13 protein-coding genes are annotated in these 17,924 nt (G+C 39.2%); 9 read left to right on the top strand and 4 right to left on the bottom strand.

Translation table 11 applies throughout. The features are described from left to right. Positions 1-320: 320 nt before the first annotated feature. On the top strand, positions 321-1,205 hold the full coding sequence (locus tag A5N88_RS04695; protein ID WP_066263644.1) for an NAD-dependent epimerase/dehydratase family protein: 885 nt from the start codon (positions 321-323) through the stop codon (positions 1,203-1,205). A 149-nt stretch (positions 1,206-1,354) separates the two neighbouring features. Here the strand turns inward: A5N88_RS04695 and A5N88_RS04690 are convergent, their stop codons facing one another. Further along, positions 1,355-2,647: an Nramp family divalent metal transporter gene (locus tag A5N88_RS04690; protein WP_412733810.1), complete on the bottom strand. Its 1,293-nt coding sequence runs from the start codon at positions 2,645-2,647 to the stop codon at positions 1,355-1,357. 250 nt (positions 2,648-2,897) lie between these two features. After that, entirely contained in the window at positions 2,898-4,190 is a 1,293-nt protein-coding gene (locus A5N88_RS04685; protein WP_412733811.1) for an Nramp family divalent metal transporter, read from the bottom strand. A 266-nt stretch (positions 4,191-4,456) separates the two neighbouring features. Here A5N88_RS04685 and A5N88_RS04680 point away from each other — a divergent pair, with 266 nt between their 5' ends. Beyond that, on the top strand, positions 4,457-6,001 hold the full coding sequence (locus A5N88_RS04680; protein WP_066263640.1) for a long-chain-fatty-acid--CoA ligase: 1,545 nt from the start codon (positions 4,457-4,459) through the stop codon (positions 5,999-6,001). 329 nt (positions 6,002-6,330) lie between these two features. Here A5N88_RS04680 and A5N88_RS04675 read toward each other — a convergent pair whose 3' ends face one another. Next, positions 6,331-7,305, bottom strand: coding sequence for a S66 family peptidase (locus A5N88_RS04675; RefSeq protein WP_066263638.1), 975 nt, complete (start codon positions 7,303-7,305; stop codon positions 6,331-6,333). A gap of 713 nt (positions 7,306-8,018) precedes the next feature. Here A5N88_RS04675 and A5N88_RS04670 point away from each other — a divergent pair. The 3 genes from A5N88_RS04670 to A5N88_RS04660 all read left to right on the top strand — a co-directional run bounded on the left by A5N88_RS04670 (position 8,019) and on the right by A5N88_RS04660 (position 11,119). Continuing rightward, positions 8,019-8,486, top strand: a complete 468-nt coding sequence (locus tag A5N88_RS04670; RefSeq protein WP_066263635.1) for a flavin reductase family protein — start codon at positions 8,019-8,021, stop codon at positions 8,484-8,486. Between the two features lie 56 nt (positions 8,487-8,542). Beyond that, positions 8,543-10,027, top strand: coding sequence for an AraC family transcriptional regulator (locus A5N88_RS04665; RefSeq protein WP_066263634.1), 1,485 nt, complete (start codon positions 8,543-8,545; stop codon positions 10,025-10,027). A gap of 423 nt (positions 10,028-10,450) precedes the next feature. Continuing rightward, complete coding sequence (locus A5N88_RS04660) at positions 10,451-11,119, top strand: MBL fold metallo-hydrolase (protein WP_066263633.1); 669 nt, start codon at positions 10,451-10,453, stop codon at positions 11,117-11,119. Positions 11,120-11,538: 419 nt separating this feature from the next. On the opposite strand, the gene A5N88_RS04655 is transcribed toward A5N88_RS04660, so the two are convergent. Next, a complete protein-coding gene (locus A5N88_RS04655; RefSeq protein WP_232317522.1) occupies positions 11,539-12,732 on the bottom strand; it encodes a class I SAM-dependent methyltransferase in 1,194 nt (397 codons plus the stop codon). Between the two features lie 191 nt (positions 12,733-12,923). Between A5N88_RS04655 and A5N88_RS04650 the strand changes: the two genes are divergently transcribed. The 4 genes from A5N88_RS04650 (at position 12,924) to A5N88_RS04635 (ending at position 17,692) form a co-directional block, all read left to right on the top strand. Continuing rightward, a complete protein-coding gene (locus A5N88_RS04650; RefSeq protein WP_066263627.1) occupies positions 12,924-13,466 on the top strand; it encodes a GNAT family N-acetyltransferase in 543 nt (180 codons plus the stop codon). 265 nt (positions 13,467-13,731) lie between these two features. Then, positions 13,732-15,402, top strand: a complete 1,671-nt coding sequence (gene hutU / locus A5N88_RS04645) for a urocanate hydratase (protein WP_066263625.1) — start codon at positions 13,732-13,734, stop codon at positions 15,400-15,402. A 14-nt stretch (positions 15,403-15,416) separates the two neighbouring features. Next, the gene (gene hutI / locus A5N88_RS04640) at positions 15,417-16,703 is read left to right on the top strand and encodes an imidazolonepropionase (RefSeq protein WP_066263623.1); all 1,287 of its coding nucleotides are present in this window, start codon (positions 15,417-15,419) and stop codon (positions 16,701-16,703) included. Next, entirely contained in the window at positions 16,688-17,692 is a 1,005-nt protein-coding gene (locus A5N88_RS04635; RefSeq protein WP_412733809.1) for an agmatinase family protein, read from the top strand. Before hutI ends, A5N88_RS04635 begins: the two co-directional genes overlap by 16 nt. Positions 17,693-17,924: the final 232 nt, after the last annotated feature.

Raw genomic sequence — 17,924 nt, 5'->3', positions numbered from 1 at the left:
CGATTAGGAAGAAAGAACATATTGGATGGCCACTGAAAAAATCGATGCTGATCTTACACTCATTTTGATTTATGGAAGTGAACAGGCAGGACAAACAACAGTACACATATCTGAGTAATACCCAATGGTCGTTTTCAATTCATAGGTACTAAAATGTAATAATTTAAACTGTAATATGATTGTGTGATAAAAAGGTTTTTATCTGCAACTGTCGAATAATTATAAAGAACCTTGATATCAAAGTATTAATCAAGATTAATGTATATATTAAAGGCTTATTTAATTACAGCCTTTAGCCTTATAAAAAGGAGGTCTTTTAAATGAAGTCAGCTCTTGTCCTAGGTGGAACACGATTCTTTGGGGTTAAATTGGTACAGGCATTATTAGAAAAGGGTGTTAAAGTAACTGTGGCCACCCGCGGGAATACTGAAGTGCCGTTTTACGATCAAGTGGAAAAAATTCAATTCGACCGTTCGAATTCTGCATCCTTTCATTCTGCCTTTGAGGGCAGAAAATGGGATATAATCTATGATCAAATCTGTTACTCATCTAATGAGGCTAAGAATGCTATTTCGGTTTTTTCAAATAAAACAGACAAATATGTTTTTACTTCATCATTATCTGTTTACGAGTTGAAGGACAAGATTTTAGAGGAAAGCGATTTTGATCCTTATACTTATCCTGTCCGGTATACAGAATCTGACGAGGTAACATACAATGAAGGGAAGAGACTTGCCGAAGCTGTTTTCTTTCAGGAATCTCCTTTTCCAGTTACTGCAGTCAGATTTCCCATTGTACTTGGGGAACAGGATTATACAGAAAGAATGCTTTTTTATATTCGTAAAGCCCTTCATGATGAGGTGATCTACCTCAGAAACCCTGACGCCTCTATTTGCTTTATTTCTGAGGAAGAAGCAGGTGATTTTCTGGCTTGGATTGGATTACAATCTTATTCAGGACCTATTAACGCATGTACAAATGGAAGTGTACGGTTAAATGAATTTATTGAATATATAAACGAAACAACTCATAAAAGGGCTCACGTTCAACAAAGCAGTGATGATAGCCGCTCAACACCATACTCCATTCCAGGGAATTGGGTCATGTCAAATGAAAAGGCTAGATCTCTTGGATATCGTTTCAAGGAATTAAAAGAATACTTGCCAGACATTATACAAACTGAAGTCCAGAAGCTTAAAGGATAAGAAGAATATATGATTTCACCTAAAAAGAGGATGCCAGGCATCCTCTTTTTAGGTGAAAAACTTCAGGGAATTGTTGTGAGTCTAGCGTAGAGCTGCTTCAAGATGCAACAGTACTATTAAGATTAATGCTAAGTCTAAGTACATTACCCTCATGTAAATAGTGATTGGAAAAGAAGAAATATATTTAAGGAAATGACAAGGGCAGCCACAATCCATCCAAGAGCGGTAACCCATTTTTGATTCACAAGCGTTCCCATAATGTTTTCTTTACTTGTAAATAAAATTAATGGGACCAAAGCAAAAGAAATACCAAAAGATAAAACTACCTGGCTTAATACAAGTGCTTTCGTTGGATCGTACCCCGAAATAATAATTAAAAGCGGCGGAATCATGGTAATGGCACGCCGTACGTATAAATTAATACGTTTATTAATAAATCCCTGCATGACAACATCACCTGCCAGGGTTCCCACGCTGGAACTGGACAGTCCCGCAATTAAAAGTGCAAGACCAAAGGAAATGGCGGCAACAGGGCCTAAATACGTAAAAAATTTATGATAGGCTACCGGCAAATCCTGTACTAACATGCCTTTTTCGTAAAATATTGTTCCTGATACGACCAGGATTAGCATGTTAATGACACCTGCAATGATCATAGCTATCAAAATATCGATAAATTCAAATTTAAATATTCTCCTTTTTTCTTCTTCATTTTTAGCTTTAATCCGGCTTTGTGTTAAAGAAGAATGCAGATAGATGGCATGCGGCATGACCGTTGCTCCAAGGATACCTGCTGCAAGCAGGATACTGTTCACCCCTTTAAGCCTTGGGACAAATAGACCATGAAAAGCATTACTCCATTGAGGCTGTACAATGATTGTTTGTACGACAAAAGCTAATACCACTATGAATACCATGCAGGCAATGCCAATCTCAAGCGGGCGGTAGCCTCTTCGTTGCAGCTCCAATATTCCGAATGAGGCTGCTGCAGTAATGAGGGCAGCAGGGATCATAGACATTCCAAATAATAAATTTAACCCTAATGCAGCTCCGATAAATTCTGCCAGATCGGTCGCAATAATTACTAGTTCACTTTGAACCCAAAGAAAAATGGAAGTACCCTTACGGTAATTTTCTCTTGCCAGTTCGGGCAGATTTTTGCCTGTTGCAATACCAAGCTTTGCAGATAAGGATTGAATAAGTAATGCCATCAGGTTGGAAATAGCAATAACCCATAATAAAAGGTAGCCGTACTTTGAACCGGCCGTTATATTGGTAGCAAAATTTCCAGGATCGATATAGGCAACCGCTGCAATAAAAGCAGGTCCCAGAAAGGGAAGAATCTTTTTTATTCCTTTTACTTCTCCCTGCAATACCTGTTCTGGAGCAGATGATTGTTGGGACTGTTCTGAGATGCTACCTTCATCTGTGGTTTTAATCACGACAACAAGTTCCTCCTTAATTTTTATTCCTAATTATTACGATTGCTATAAGGAAGAAGACAAACATGAAATGATCTTTCTTTACTTATGCAAACCATATACCTCATTTTTCCCCAATTTGAGATAAACTAACTTCTGCGTTCGCTTGATTTACCAATATTTACTGTGAGAAACAACTTTAACAAACAAAAAAGGGACCGAAGCTCAAAAATCTGAATGAAGCGATTTTTGAGCTTTGGCTCCTTTTGTTTTAGTTAATTGAATTAATGACAAGAAAGATATTTAAACCTACGATTAAGATGGCAACACACCATCCGATAAAGGTCGTCAATCGATGGTTGACCAGTCCTCCCATAATCTTTTTATTGCTTGTAAAGACGACAAGCGGTATAAGAGCAAAGGCAATACCAAACGAAAGGATGACCTGGCTGATGACAAGAGCATCGGTAGCATTGACACCTGATATGATAATGGCAAGGGGCGGTATCATGGTAATGGCTCTTCGGACATATAGATTAATCTTTTTATTGATAAATCCCTGCATAACGACATCGCCTGATAAGGTGCCGACGGAAGAACTTGAAAGTCCAGCAATTAATAATCCCAGTCCGAATGACAAGGCAGCAAGAGGACCCAGATAATGTTTAAATTGGGTATAAGCAATGCCAAGGTCTTCAATAGTCATACCTCTTTGGAAAAACAACGCGGAGGCAACCAAAAGCATACAAACATTTATTGTACCGGCAATCAGCATAGCGATGATAATATCGATAAATTCGTATTTGAAAATTTTCTTTTTTTCTTGGATATTCTTTCCTACAATCCTCTTTTGTGTAAGAGACGAATGCAGATAAATTGCGTGCGGCATTACTGTTGCACCCAGTATGCCTGCTCCCAGCATAATGCTGTCGACTCCATTAAAACGGGGGAGAAGAAGGCCTTTTAAAGCCAATCCTCCATCAGGTTTAGCTAAAAAGGTCTGAAATGCAAAGGCTAACACTACCATGAGAACCATACCGGCAATAACTGCTTCCAAAACTCTATGGCCCCTCCGCTGGAGTTCCAGAATTAAAAAGGAAGCAACAGCGGTAATAACAGCAGAAGGAAGCATTGGAATACCAAAAATGAGATATAATCCAAGTGCCGCACCGATAAATTCAGCAAGGTCTGTAGCTATAATCACAATTTCACTTTGCAGCCAAAGAAAAATGGAAATTCCTTTTGGAAAACGATCCCTGGCAATCTCGGGCAAATTTTTTCCTGTTGCAATCCCAAGTTTTGCGGATAAAGACTGTATAAGCACTGCCATTAAATTGGATATCACAATTACCCAAATGAGCATATATCCATATTTTGAGCCTGCGGAAATATTTGTAGCAAAATTTCCTGGATCTATATAAGCGACTGCCGCAATAAAAGCCGGGCCGAGAAAGGGCAGAATCCTTTTGATTCCCTTTACCTCTCCTCTGAGGACAGCATGAGCAGAATTTTCTATTCGCGTTATTTTAGGAACTAATTCTTTTCTGTACGTTTTTTCAGTCAGCATTTCATTCCCTCCACTAATTTTAAACCTGCTTCAAAAAAGTTTCCTTAAGGAAAAGATTATTCGTTACTATTCTATTCTTACAATTAAAAAAAGTAAACCATTATTTTGCCTATACGCAACTTTATTTGTCTATTTAAAACATTTTTACCCATCATGCGTGCTTTGGCTAATTCAGCCATTCTTCTAACTAAGTTGTAGTTTCCTTGGTATGCAGGAAATCATACAAGCATATCTTGAATTAAAGATGAAAGGGGGCTTTGGACATGGGACTTACGATTTCTCATTTATTCGAACAAACTGTTTTAAAATACCCTGACAGGGAAGCATTGGTGGACTGCAGAAACAGCAAAAGATGGACTTATAAGGCATTCCAGGAAGATATTCATAAAACAGCAAACGCTTTTCTACGAAGGGGAATTCAAAAAGGGGACAAGGTTTCAACAATCCTTTACAATACAAGCGAATTAGCCATCATCCTATTTGCCTGCGCAAAAATAGGAGCAGTATTTAATCCTATAAATTTTAGGCTGAAATCAGCAGAAATTGCTTATATATTTAAGGATGCTCAGCCTAAAATAGTAATTTTTGAAAAAGCGGCGGCTGAGCAGGTGGCTGAAGCACGCAAGCAGTATGAATGCGGTGCAGAGTTTTGGTCAATTGATAATGAGTTGACAGATTATGCTTATTGCTACTCAGAAATCCTATCCTCAGAACATACTAACTTAGAAGACATAAACATAAAAGAAGATGATGTCTATGCCATCATGTATACTAGCGGTACCACAGGCCGCCCTAAGGGAGTGATGCACAGACATTTTGAGATGGTAGAGCAGGCACTGATTTGTTCAAGCATACTAAAATTGGGTCCGCTCGATCGCGGCCTCGTTTGCGCCCCCATGTTTCACTGTGCTGAACTACATTGCAGTTTTCTTCCTAGAATTCTTGTAGGTGCATGCAATATTATCCTCCATGAATTTCAAGCCCATCAGGTCCTTCAAACAATTGAAAAAGAAAAAATAACAACTTTTTTCTCGGCCCCTACAATGTGGAATATGCTTCTTCAGGAAGATTTCCTCTCATATAACCTCTTCTCACTGCGTATAGGCCTGTATGGAGCTGCTCCTATGGCACCAGTTTTAGTCAATAAAGTAAAGGATGCATTTGAAATAGAGCTGGTTCAAGCTTATGGCCAAACAGAAATGGGTCCAGCCGTGTCTTTTTTATTGGACCATGAGCAGCTGATAAAAGCAGGATCAGCAGGCCGAGCATGCTATGGACATGATATTCGGGTAGTAAGAAAAGGAGAAAACAATCCTTCAGAGCCTGAAGATATTCTGCCACCATTTTCGATAGGGGAAATTTTGACGAAAGGCCCTTGTATGATGGCAGGGTATTATCAATTGAAGGAAGCAACAGAACGAGCTATGTATAAAGGGTGGTATCACACAGGTGATTTAGGCTACATGGATGATGAGGGGTATCTTTATATTTCAGATAGAGCAGATGACATGATAATAAGCGGAGGAGAAAACATTTATCCGCGAGAAGTCGAAGATATTCTTTTTGAACACGAAGGAATATTAGAGGCTGCAGTTTTTGGATTGCCTCATGAGCACTGGGGAGAGCAGGTGGCGGCAGCAATTGTTAAGAAAAAGCCCCTTACCGAACAGGATATAGAGCAATTTTGCAAAGAAAGTCCGAAGCTGGCAGACTACAAAAGGCCAAGACGCTATTTCTTTCTGAAAGAATTGCCAAAAAATGCAAGTGGCAAAGTGCAAAAGTTTATTCTCCGCGAGCAATTTAAATAAGAAAAGCGGAAGCGCCTTGTTCATCGGCGTACGGATTTCGGAGTCTTCGACTGAGATAAAGGAAACTAGATGTTAACTTATCGCAGGGAGAAGACGGAGAAATACGCTAGCCGATAGGCGCTGGAGTTAGACAGTGGCCACAGTGGTTAATTAATTTATTTTTGGCTTTGTTAGAGGACGCTGTAGTTTTGTAGCGCATTCGTGTGAAGCAGCTGTTTCACACGCCTTTCAGCTCAGCTGAAAAACGAGCAGTTATTAACATAGAAATTTAACAAAGCCTTATTTTAAAAAAATTTATACTTTCCTTCAAAAAAGAACCATGAGTTTTTTCATGGTTCTACAACGATTTCAATCATTTCCTGGGTGGCGTTTACATAACCTTTAGCCCCTATTGGAATGGTTGCAGTCGGATCGGTGTGTCCAAAATTAACGTTAGCTACAATCGGAATGCCGCAAAGCTCTTTTTTGGTTTCAATCATTTTTATAAGGGCTTCTTCCGTCATATTTGACCCCTTTTGAAATCTGCCGATCAAGATTGCTTTTATGTATTTGGCGTCAGGGAGCTGAAGTACAGATTGCAGATCTCTGTCAAAGGTCAGAGGATGAGATTCTTCGTCATCTTCAATAAAAAGAATGCTATCTTTTAAGGAAGGAAAATAATCTGTACCCTGAAGTAAATTAAGTGTGCACAAATTACCTCCAATGAATGTCCCCTTTGCTTTTCCTTCGTTTATTAACAGATATCCATCCTGCTTATGATAGCTTCTGGCCTCCTGGTCCAAATACCACTTATCGTCACTCCAGGTTTCTGAAGGTTCCAGTTCATAGGGCGCATCATTGGTTAATGCCGCTAAAAAGGATTGGATGGTGTAATCAGATTGCTTTTTCATACCAAATGTTGAAAAATGAGGACCTGAATAAGTCACTAAGCCTGTTTTTCGATAAATGGCCAGTTGTAAAGCGGTGATATCACTATAGCCGCAAAGAATCTTCGGGTTTTGGCTGATTAATTGATAATTTAAATAGCTTAATAGCTGATTGGAATTATAGCCGCCTATCGCAGTAAGAATGGCTTTGACATTTGGATCCAAAAAGGCGGCATGCAAATCGTTAAGCCGATTCTCAATAGATGTTGAAAAAAAATCATTATGTTCATCAACATGCTGGCCAAATGTAACATGAAAGCCTAGAGCTTCTAATCTTTCGGTTGCTATTGCCAGCTGTTTTCCTTTAATGACAGCCATACTCGTAGATGGAGCAATTACTCTAATTTCATCACCCGGTTTTAAGCGTTTAGGTATCATAAGTATCCTCCTTTTGCAATGTTTTATCATAGACTTTTATTAAGGGATCTTGGTGTTTTTAGCTCATTGAAGGCCATTTCATATGTATGTTATAGCAGATTTTAGGCAGCGCGTATATAGAAAAAAAAAGGGAGGAAAGCATTCAGCATACTCACTAACAACCTGTTCCTGCAAGGGACTCGTGCCTTTCGTTTCTATCTCCTTATAATTCATTCCTGATTAAGAATGTAATTGAGATATGAGGTGTGCTCCTATTATCCTGATTTCCGCTTAAGGCACTCGCTTTCCGAGGCGGCTGTGGAGCCCTGCGCTCATCAAGCTTCAATCAATATGGGTGTAAAATCAACTACGAACCTATACAAAGCTAATATTTTAAATAGTATCAAAGGTTAGGGGAAGAGCCTAGATAAAAAAGACATCGGCTCAATATGCGTGATATAATTTACTTATAAATTAAGCACTGTTGACTTAACTCCAGAGCGGATCACGAGCCTTCATGGGCCTGTTAAGCATTTGGGGCTCCTTTGAAGTGTATCAATGGCATTGCCATTTGCTCAAAATATCGTCATTGAGCTGTAATAGAGCATATAAATAAATTATGACTTTGAAAATTTATTTATATGAAACACTGCTGTATAAACGCTGCAGATTTATTCTAGAGACAACGTAAAATAGAAAGTAAAAATTTTTATTAGCCAGAGGAGGAAATAAGAATGGAAAATAGGGTATTCCGGGATACAATGGGGAAATTTGCAACGGGTATAACGGTTGTTACAACAGAATCAGAGGGAAACATTCATGGCATGACAGTAAACTCGTTTATGTCTGTTTCCTTAGAACCAAAGCTTGTAGCGATCTCAATTGATGAAAAAGCGTCAATGCATACACTTCTCCCTCAAACAAGAAAATTTACAGTCAGTTTCTTAAAGGATGACCAGCAAAAGCTATCCATGATTTTTGCTAAACAGCTGATTGAGGAAACCTCTATCGAATTTGACCGCTTAGATGGCCAGCCTGTTCTAAAGGATGCACTTGCGGCTATCTCCTGTGAAGTCACAGATAGCTTAAAAGCCGGAGACCACACAATTTTTATAGGAGAAGTAACGGGTCTAACAAAAAAAGATGGTGACCCTTTGCTTTATTTTGGCGGAAAATATCGAAATCTGGAGAAAATCGAGTAAAAAATCGGAAGTTGCTTTTTATATGAAAATGTTCTTCAAAAGGGGTTCTTTTCTTCATGAAGATACTAATTGCCAGCCAGGATCAATTTGAAGCAAGGGGGATACAATGGTTATTAGAATCCTCGATAAGAGATATACAGGTGGAGGTTGCCCATCATGCAGGTGAAGCCATTATTACTCTCGAAAATAAATCTCCAAACCTGTTAATTTTAGAAATGAGTATGGGGCAGGAAGAAGAAGCTGAAAAGCTTTTTTCCACCATACGGATCATTAAACCAGTTATTTTTTCCTTAACAGCAGAGGCAACCTTTGAGGCTGCAAAAAAAGCTATTGATATTGGAAGCAGAGGACTTCTCGCTAAGCCGTATCTTCCCCAGGATTTAGTACAGAAGGTTCTGGCCCTTGTAAAGGAAATACGTGAGAAGAAAGGATCGAAAGAACAGGATCCTTTAATAAAATCTCCAATGATTGAATACAATAGCCTATTTTTGCCATCATACAAAGATCCAGCGCAATGTGTTTTAGCCATCATCCAGCCTGAAAATGCATCGGAGATATCAACATTGTTTCAGGTAACACAAGAATATCCTTTTCCTGTTAGGCCAAAGCTATATCCTCTCAGCAGCAAACTTATATGCCTGTTTGAATGGAAAGAGGAAGCGCAATGGCCGGACATATTTAAACGTTTTTTGCTTGATTGGGGAAATCATTCTTCTGAAAATTTATCTGTTTTTATTAACGTGGATATTCAATCTGGTAAATCCGTTCATCAACGATATTTAGACACGAATAAGACAGCCAAACTCACCTTTTTTACTGGTTACAGCCAGGTACATACAATTAGTGAGCCCATTGATTGGGAGTTTATTGATCCCTTTTTAACCCCTTCGGAACAGAAATTTTGGATACAGTCACTAAATGATGGGAACAAAGAGGAGATACAGGCCTTCTTATTTAAAGAATTTTTGCGTTTTTCGAGTCCGTATCCTGATCCTGAATTATTAAGAATAAGACTGACTTCCATCCTTGCTCAAATACGCCGTTACATGAAAACCTTTAAGCTTCAGGAGAACCAACATGAGAAGGAATATCTAAGGATATTTGATGCTATTTTAAAAGAAACTGTTATATATCGCATTGTTCAAAGGCTGTTTATTTTTATCACAAATATCATTGATGCTGTCCATACTGAAACCAATCAATTGCAGCATTTGGACATCATTGAACGATGCCTCCATTTTATTGATTTGAACTACTGGAACAAACAGCTTGATCTTCAGGCTGTTTCTGACTATGTGAAAAGGAATGCTTCTTATATTAGTCATCTCTTTACTGAAAAAAGAAACACAACCTTTCGGGATACACTTAACTCTGTAAGGGTCGAGCATGCCAAAAAGCATTTATTCGAATCAGACATGTCAATAAAAGAAATTGCTGCCATTACAGGTTTTCAAAATCAGCAATATTTTTCGAAGATTTTTTATAAGTGGACGGGACAGACCCCTACGCAATATCGTTCATCAGGCTTAAAAACTAAATGATTAGTTTGAAGAAAAATTAAACAATATATACGATAAATGGGAAAAGGATATAGTTATAGGTTTTAGCAGCGAGTCTATGCCAGGACTGTCCAATCTACCGCTGCAGTTTCACAGTATTATGAGAAGGGCAAAAGAGTCGATGAACCAAATCCTAATTCTGAGTTAAAAACAACACGAAATGAACTCTTTCGTGTTGTTTTTAGGCTTACCATTCAAGAAAGCTTTGAACAAGCAAAAATGAAGAGGTCATATTAACGTTTTCACGAATTTTTTTCTATACCTTGTATGGGATTACAGCAACCTATTCCAATTCTGATGAATCACCTGAGGAACTAATGAATCGGCTGCAGCCTGCATTTGATGAGGCAATTGAAATTTTAATAAGAGGTTTTAAAGTGAATATGAATCAGGGAGAAGAAAAGAATGAAAATTGAACAAATTTCGAAGCATATTTGGACCTTAAAGTCTTGGATGGGTTTTACAATTCAAGTATGGCTTGTAGCAGATGATAATGGACTGACGCTTATTGATGCCGGAGTTTCTTCTATGGCAAAAGGAATATTAAAGTCCATTAATGACATCCAGGCTGGTCCTCTTCAGCGGATAATATTAACTCATGGTCATGGTGATCATGTAGGTGCTGTAAAGACCATTTTAAGTAAAATAAACGTACCGGTATATGCACACTCCATTGAAATTCCCTATATTGAAGGGAATCTTCCCTATCCTGGCCGAAAAAAAGCAGTGGAACTCCTTGCGCCTTCTATCACTCAGCCTCTTTCAGCGGATAATGAAGGGCGTCTTCAGCCTATAGGCAGTTTGACTCCTTACTTTACACCAGGCCATTCACCAGGCCATGTGGCATATTATCATGAAGAGGATGAGGTATTGCTTGCAGGTGATCTTTTTACATCAAAAAAAGGGAAATTAAGAAAGCCTATACCGATGTTTACAGCTGATATGAGGGAAGCGCTAAAAAGCAGTGAAGTTCTAAGAGTCTTAAAGCCTAAACGTTTAGAAATATGCCATAGCAGCGCGGTATTGAATCCTGAAGCACAATTGGATGAGTATTTAGAAAAAAACCGCTCTTAGTTCAAAAAAATATTGGTAAGAGAATTTCAGTGAAGTGTTTATATGATGTAGAATGACTTGGAAACTGGGTATAAGCCATTCACCCTAAAAAGCCGCATTCAACTCATTGAATGCGGCTTTTTAGAAAAGGCTTTTTCATCCTGCTGGGTGATTTCCGCTGCAGGCTCTCCCTAAGCCTTCTTTTCCCGCAGGAGTCTCGTGCCTTATGCTTTAATTAAAAAAAGATTCAGTTTCTAAATTAGGCTTACACAAAGACTTAGGCATCGTCCTGGTCATCCTGCTGGGTTGAGTTCATTACATTTATCATAGTGTAAAATTAACCTGAATTTTCAACAAGCCTTAATGAAATGTATAAATTTCTCCATTAAATAGCTTATTAAACCAGTGTAATCTCTGGCCAGCTCCAGGGCCATTCTTAATCAGTCTTTTACAGCTAACAGTGTATAGGTTTTTGGGAGGCCGATATCATGGACTTTATGATTAGGTTCTTCTTCTAATTGAGTGATTCTCAGGCCAGACTGTCCTACAGAAGTTATAATTTCTCCTAAGGTCCATTTTCTTTGCCAAACCTTTTTTAATTCAGGCTGAATGCTTTCTTCCATATGCTTTGAAAAAGCAACTTCATGGCTTTCAAGTGCGGGATCAAAATAATTTCCCGTTACTTTATGCTTCTTGCCTGAAGATGTGATCAGCTTAGTCGATACAGGATGGAACTCATGCAGGAGAAATTGTCCTGCGGGCTTTAAATGGGTTTTGATAACCTTGCATAATGGCTGTAAATCGATAAAATAATGCAGAACACCCAATTCCATTATCACGATATCATACTCGTTTGTTTTAATAGAGTCTGGCAAATTTAGTACATCAGAAACGATATATTTTAGTTCAATCCCAGCACTAGCTGCAAGCTCATTTGCAAATTTTTCATTTTCCCTGGAAAAATCTACGATGGTTACTTCCGCTCCTAAACAGGCTAGAGCCGTGCCCTTTACTCCATTTGATCCCATTAGATGCAGAATTTTTTTTCCTTCAACTTTTCCCATATACTTATAAAATGGGTGAAGGCGCCATTCGGGGTTCTGTTTAATCTTTCTGGCAGCATCTGCAGGCTCCCCAAAGCGATTAATTAATGCAAGATAATTATGCTGGTTCCAGGCTCGATTATTGACTTCAGTTACTCCATTTTGCTGATCAAGCAGATAGGAATGAATCTTGTCTTTCATCTCTTCCTCTGTCAGGATATCAAACAAGTAATAATATAACGAAAGACACCAAATATCAGTCTCCTGATATGCAGCCATAATACGGTATGGATTTGTGCGAATGGTAGTATTAAATATACACTCAATGCTCACTTTTTCACTATTTAATTCGAAGGAGAATGAGGCTTTTTTTTCATCCTTATTGTTAACGGACGGCTTGTAATCACTTAATAGGGTATAGGCTGTTTCAAGCAAATCCCATTGTATTTCAAGGGTCCACTCGTTTAAATTCATTAATTTTACACCCTGTATAACAAGTGCAGCAGGACCTGTAAATTGGTAAGGGATGCCGGCTTTATTTAAAATAGAAGCCAGCACACTTGGTGTTTCCCATTTCTGTATTTCTATCAACTAATACCCCTCCGGAACATGTATTCTTTGAACAGTATAAACAATAACACCGCTAATTGCCAACAGACATTCCGAGTAGAGAGAAAAACACCTTATCATTTTTTCAAGTAAAGCTATGGGTTATCTACATTCGGAATTTAACGGAATCATTATAAAAGCTTATAATTAAGATGTGAAATGGAGGTAGAAACGTGATTAGAAGAGCAGGCAAGAAGGACGCAAGAGCAGCAGCTCTTCTTTTGTATGACTGTTTAGGGCCCATTGCTGAGAAAATGACCCACTCCCGTGATCCTAAAGATGTCCTAAAAACGTTAGAAGAATATATAAAAGAAGATGAAAATCGATTAAGCTACAGAAATGCCTTAGTAAAAGTAGCAAATGATGAAATAGCTGGAATTGCGATTCTTTACCATGGAAAAGATGCTGACAAACTGGACAGGCCGATCATTAAAAGAATTGGATATAAACTTGATCAGGAAGCAGATGCTGACGAATTTTATTTAGATACTCTATCTGTCTCTGCAGAATTTCAAAATCAAGGGTTTGGGACAGAACTTATCGAGGCAATGGAAGCAATTGCAATTGAAAAAGACTACTCAAAGCTCGCTTTAAATGTAGAGTATGAAAATAAAGGCGCTAAACGATTATACGAAAGAATGGGTTTTAAAACAGAAAAAACTACTTTTATCATTGAAAAACCATTTCATCATATGGTGAAAACAATTAATAGGTAGTTTTATTTTGATATAACATTATTTTCGCATTTTATTAAGTTATTAGGAGCGGCTTTTTAATCGCTCCTTTCTTTTTGAATAAATCTAAAATAAATCTAAAATAAATATAAAATAATAAAATAAATATAAATCCCTCAGATGAAACACTTTTTTGTTATCTGAAAATATAAAAATATTATAAAACAGCCAAAAATATTATGAAAATATTATAGGTATTCACCTTTTATAATGAGGATGTAGAAAGATTGCATTGGAGGAGTCCTATATGAAAACAAATCAAAAAAGAGTTATTCAACAATATACTGGTACTGAATTGCATGCAAAGGGTTGGGTCCAGGAAGCAGCACTGCGTATGCTCATGAACAATCTAGATCCGGAAGTGGCTGAAAGGCCGGAAGATTTAGTTGTATACGGAGGCATTGGAAAAGCTGCCCGCAACTGGGACTGTTATGATGCTATTGTGAAAACACTCCATGAACTCGAAACGGATGAAACGCTGCTTATTCAATCAGGAAAGCCAGTGGCAGTGTTTAAAACACATAAGGATGCCCCAAAAGTCCTGATTGCAAATTCAAACCTTGTTCCTGCGTGGGCGAATTGGGAAACCTTTCATGAGCTGGATCAAAAGGGATTGATGATGTATGGGCAAATGACAGCAGGAAGCTGGATTTATATTGGCAGCCAGGGAATTGTACAAGGAACATACGAAACCTTTGCTGAGCTTGCCAAACAACACTTTGGCGGGTCATTAAAACAAACGATTACGGTTACTGCTGGACTTGGGGGCATGGGTGGTGCACAGCCGCTTGCTGTTACAATGGCAAAAGGAGTGTGTATTGCAATAGAAGTGGATGAAACACGAATTGACCGAAGAATTGAAACCGGTTACTTGGATGTCAAGGTAGCGTCACTGGATGATGCCATCCGTATGGCATTAGAAGCGAAATTTGAGGGCAAGGCCTTATCGATTGGACTATTAGGAAATGCAGCAGAGCTTCTGCCGCAAATGCTGGAGCGCGGTTTTATTCCAGATGTCTTAACAGATCAAACATCTGCCCACGACCCTCTTAATGGCTATATCCCTGTCGGTTTTTCCCTTGAAGAAGCGTCTGTTTTGCGTAAAGAAAATCCGAAACAATACATTAAGTTGTCAAAAGCGAGTATGGCGAATCATGTAAAATCCATGCTTGAAATGCAGGAAAAAGGAGCTGTAACTTTTGACTACGGCAATAATATCCGACAGGTAGCAAGTGATGAAGGTGTTGCAGGCGCCTTTAATTTCCCTGGCTTCGTCCCTGCCTACATCCGCCCGCAATTTTGCGAAGGAAAAGGTCCTTTCCGATGGGTAGCTCTGTCCGGGGATCCAGAGGATATCTATAAAACAGACGAAGTAATTCTAAGAGAATTCAGCTACAATCAGCATCTTTGCGAATGGATCAAGATGGCAAGAGAAAAAATTCACTTCCAGGGTCTTCCTGCAAGAATTTGCTGGCTAGGGTATGGTGAGCGTGCTAGATTTGGAAAAATCATTAATGACATGGTGGCAAGCGGTGAATTAAAAGCTCCTATAGTCATTGGAAGAGATCATCTGGATTCCGGTTCTGTCGCCTCGCCTAATAGAGAAACCGAAGCAATGAAAGATGGAAGCGATGCTGTAGCAGATTGGCCAATCTTGAATGCCCTAATCAATGCGGTTGGAGGTGCCAGCTGGGTTTCTGTCCATCATGGTGGCGGCGTAGGAATGGGCTATTCCCTTCATGCCGGAATGGTCATCGTAGCAGACGGAACGAAAGAAGCAGAGGCAAGAATTGAACGAGTGCTCACAACAGACCCGGGCATGGGAGTGGTACGCCATGTGGATGCTGGCTATGACATAGCCGTTCAAACTGCCAAAAATAATGGAATGCTGATTCCGATGCTGCCATCTGAACAATAAGGGAGGAACCGCCAATGAATGCGAGACCCATTTTTATAAGGAATGCCAATCAAGTCATAACGGTAAGCGGGGGAACAGATGCTCCCTTATCAAAGGAAAGAATGAGAGAGCTGCATATCATTCCGCATGGAAGCGTGTGGATGGAAGATGGAAGAATTCAGGCAGTAGGGACGGATGAAGAATTGGCAGAAGCCTATTCTTCACGTCTTCAAGAAGCTAAACAAATAGATGCGTCCGGAAAGATCGTAATGCCTGGACTTGTAGATCCACACACACATCTTGTTCATGCCGGCACACGTGAAGACGAATTCAATATGAGGCTGAAGGGTTCAACCTATATGGAGATAATGAACAGCGGAGGAGGCATACATGCTTCCACATCTAAAACAAGAAGCGCTTCCCCTGATCACCTTTTTCATAAAGCAATGAAGCATCTTGACTCTTTCCTTCTTCATGGTGTGACAACAGTAGAAGCCAAAAGCGGCTACGGATTGGATTGGGAAAATGAAAGGAAACAGCTTCAGGTAGCCTTGCGTTTGCAGGAATCCCACCCGGTTGATGTGGTCAGTACATTTATGGGAGCGCATGCCATCCCGCTTCAATACAAAGAAAATCCCGATGCCTTTGTCGATTACATTATTCAGGAAATGCTGCCCAAGGTAAAAGAAGAAAATCTTGCTGAATTCAACGATGTTTTTTGCGAGGAAGGAGTCTTTACTCCTGAACAAACAAAAAGGATATTAGAGGCTGGCAAGAAATACGGTTTAATTCCCAAAATCCATGCTGATGAAATTGAACCCTATAAAGGAGCGGAATTAGCAGCCGAAACAGGAGCAATTTCAGCCGATCATTTATTAAAGGCATCAGATGAAGGTATAGCAAAAATGGCGGAAAAGAATATTGTGGGGGTTTTACTGCCTGGCACAGCCTTTTTTCTAATGGCCGAATTTGCAAGAGCCAGAAGAATGATCGATTCAGGGGTGCCCGTTGCCCTCGCTACAGATTTTAATCCGGGATCTTCACCGACCACTTCGCTGCCATTTATTATGAATCTTGCTTGTTTAAAAATGGGTATGAGTCCAGAGGAAGCAATTGCCGCATGTACGATAAATGCAGCACATGCATTGAATAGAGCTTCTGAAATTGGCAGTCTGGAAAAAGGAAAAAAAGCCGATGCGGTCATTTTAGATGTGCCGAATTATGTCATGCTGCAATATCATTATGGAATGAATCATACTCATACTGTTATTAAAGCCGGAAGAATAGTAGTGGATGGAGGCAGACTATGCGGAATGAACTAATGAGTTTACCGATTGATGCTCCCCCTTTTTCTTGGAGAAAGAAAGAATGGGAAAAGGATTTAAAGGTTCACGATTGGATAACCTCTTATCATCATGTTCAAGAATCAGATGAAAAGGCCTTTTTTGATGTCATTTTGTTAGGGGTTCCATTATCCCGTTCATCGATCAGTGCATCCGGAGCCTCTGAATTTCCTAATGCATTCCGGCGCTCCTGGGAAGGATTTACAACCTATAATTTAGAGGAGGAAGTGGATTTAAGGAATCTTTCTGTTCTGGATATCGGAAATGTAAAAATGCATGTAACAGACGTCGCTTTATGCCATCAACATATTAAAGAAGCTATGCAGGGCCTTTCAGCCTTGTATCCAGATTCTTTTATCGCCAGTATTGGAGGTGACCACTCTATCACAGCGATGCTGGTAAAAGGACTTAAAGCCGCTAACAGCAAGGAAACGATTGGAATTCTGCAGCTTGATACCCATTTAGATTTGCGGGATACCAAAACAGACGGCCCAACAAATGGAACACCTATTCGCCAGCTAATCGAAGCTGGAGCTGTAAAAGGAGAGAATGTTCATAATATTGGCCTTCACGGTTTTTTTAATGCTCCATCTCTTGTGGAGTATGCCAGGGATTGCGGCTTGAATTATACCACTTTAAAGAAGGCGCGTATGAAAGGGATAAAAGAAACGGTCCAAGACGCGTTAAAGGATCTTGAAAACAGAGTAGACCGTATCTATTTAACGGTGGACATGGATGTACTGGATATCGCATGTGCACCCGGAGTACCAGCATCCACACCGGGAGGAATGAGAACGGAAGAGCTGCTGGAGGCTGTTTTTGAGGCTGGGCTTCATCCAAAAGTAAAGGCAATGGATATCGTTTGTCTGGACCCTTTAAAGGATACGGCTGTACAGACAACGGTAAAAGCAGGTACCCATGTCTTTCTATCCTTTATGACAGGCCTTTTAAAGAGAATAAAACGGTAAGAGAATAAGTCATTATTATTCTGGAAAAAGTTTTTAGTGGGATTTTTTTGATAGGTTTAATCATTGAATAACGAAGCATATTTTTAAAAATATAATTTTTCAAAATAACGCTTCCAGAGGATATTATTCATTTTCAATGTAATATTATTCTTGATTACCACATTATGGTAAGTGAGAATAATAAAAGGAATGTGCCGATTAGACCACTAAATGCACCCGCGTCCAAGGAAGT

Source organism: Heyndrickxia acidicola, assembly GCF_001636425.1.
GTDB classification, from domain to species: domain Bacteria; phylum Bacillota; class Bacilli; order Bacillales; family Bacillaceae_C; genus Bacillus_AE; species Bacillus_AE acidicola.
Note: the sequence above shows the minus strand (reverse complement) of the source record. Positions and strands in the feature narration are given on the sequence as shown.